The sequence below is a fragment of the Acinetobacter sp. 226-1 genome (assembly GCF_030329325.1).
Lineage (GTDB): Bacteria > Pseudomonadota > Gammaproteobacteria > Pseudomonadales > Moraxellaceae > Acinetobacter > Acinetobacter sichuanensis.
This window is the reverse complement of sequence record NZ_JACANU010000050.1, coordinates 1-1,837: the sequence shown is the minus strand read 5'-3', so window position 1 is coordinate 1,837 and position 1,837 is coordinate 1. Positions and strand designations below refer to the sequence as shown.

Sequence of the window (1,837 nt, the reverse complement as noted above, 5' to 3'; positions counted from 1 at the left end):
AACTCGCATTGTTTTAAATACGCATCAGGTTGTTCAAATGGATCTGGCCATTCATTGATGATGGGCGTGTTCAACGGTTTAGCCTTCGGTTTTAATTCTTGTGGTTTATGAATTTTTCTATTTTTCAGATTCCACTTCGCCATTAAATCATTGAGATGCCTTTGAGCCTCTTCATTAGAAACAGCAACATGTTCTACTTGCTTCTCTTGATCATTATCCCAAGTCAATTGTCTTGGTTCTTGGTACCATTCTTGGACACGCCCTTTTAATTGCGCTTCAGCCAAGTATTCACTGTAAACACTCATGAATTCACTTTTTGCTCGATGCATCTCACCATCAGCAATCAATAGACTTACCTGATCTAAAGCAAATTTAGCGATCGTGGTGATTTCTTGGAACTGAAAAATACCTTTCTCAATTTCAACTGCTTTGTGCTCAATAATCTTGGTGTACTCACAGGCTTTCACCCATGCTTTTTCAGCATTCCACCAATCTTGGCCAATGCACAAAGTACGGAACTCGGCAAAGCTTGGCATGAAGGTTTTACCTGATGTACTCAGTAAAACCAAACCTCGTTGGAACTGGTGTGGCATTACACCTGCCAATGTGTTTGATGCAATCTGCTCAACCATATTCATTGGAATTGCATTTTTACCTTCTGCAGGAAAGTTTTTATTAAACTGAGTTGCGTAAATCGTTCTCAATGTTGCAATCAGCATTTTGATATCGTTTTGGCAAATTAGATTATTCACAGTAAAAACCTCCTGCTATTGGTAAATTTTGGTCATCAGGTGTTACATCGATTACATTTGACTCTTGACGATCTACGAACATTTGAGAGAAATAACCTGGTTCTTCAGGTGTATTTGAGTTTTGAAAATGATTGGAGTGTGTTTCAGGTTTTGGTTGATATACCCCCTGATAACTCCCAATGATTGAGTTTTCCAAAGATTGATTTGCCAAGACACCATAAGACTCGAGTTTTTTCAAAATGAGTTTGACCGCATTTGCCGTCAGTGGTTTTTTAATGCTGATTCGCATATCAACAAATTGGTTCCACAAATCACGATCTATTGAATTTGGTAATTCAGTTGATTTCGGATCGTATGGGGTTTGTGTTCCCACTTTGGGTTGTTCAGGAACATGCTCACTTTTTTTATTTATTTTTTTATTCTTTGTAGAGTTGTTTTTGATAGTGATACTTTGTGTGTAAAAATTTTTTACTAGTAGAGGTAAAATATTTTTACTAGCGTAGTTAAAATTTTTTACTAGCAAAGGTAAAGATTTTTTACCCCCATTTGATTGATTTTCACCTAGTAAAATATTTTTACTAGGGAAATTGACCATCATTGCAATGCTTGTTTCATCACCTAATTTATAGGTATTTCCGTGGAACGTACTGGTCAATTCCACAACTAAACCAAACTTAATGAGTTCACGTAAACACTTGATCACTGTTGGGCGAGACTTACCCGTAATTTCTTCAAATTGAGTTAAAGAGATAGAATCCATCTCTTTATTCCAGCCACGCGTTTTACGACAAATAACTAGGTAGATTTTGCTTGATGCATCTGAAATCTTAGCTAAGACCTCATCTACAAAAGCATTAGGTACCTGAAATGAGTTGGGTACGAATTTACTCATGTGAAGCACCTTCCTTGATCTGTAGAAAACGACCGTACTTCGCAACACGCTTCGCACGGATTAAACTCGCGACAATTTCACTGGCTAACCAGAGCGAGATCCGATGAAAATCCATCAGTGATTCAATGAATTCTTGCTGCAATACCATCGCATTGCTTTCAGGGCGATTGATTTTGCGTAAATTGGCTTTACG

General features: G+C 37.5%; 2 protein-coding genes and 1 pseudogene. All 3 read right to left on the bottom strand.

Translation table 11 applies throughout. The features are described from left to right. A partial coding sequence (locus HX124_RS18010; RefSeq protein ID WP_286384449.1) for a hypothetical protein occupies positions 1 to 752 on the bottom strand: 752 nt, incomplete at its 3' end. Then, complete coding sequence (locus HX124_RS18005; RefSeq protein WP_286384450.1) at positions 745 to 1,644, bottom strand: phage replication initiator YdaU family protein; 900 nt, start codon at positions 1,642 to 1,644, stop codon at positions 745 to 747. The genes HX124_RS18010 and HX124_RS18005, both read right to left, overlap by 8 nt. After that, positions 1,637 to 1,837, bottom strand: a pseudogene (locus HX124_RS18000) (hypothetical protein); the annotation flags it as partial. The pseudogene HX124_RS18000 and the gene HX124_RS18005, both read right to left, overlap by 8 nt.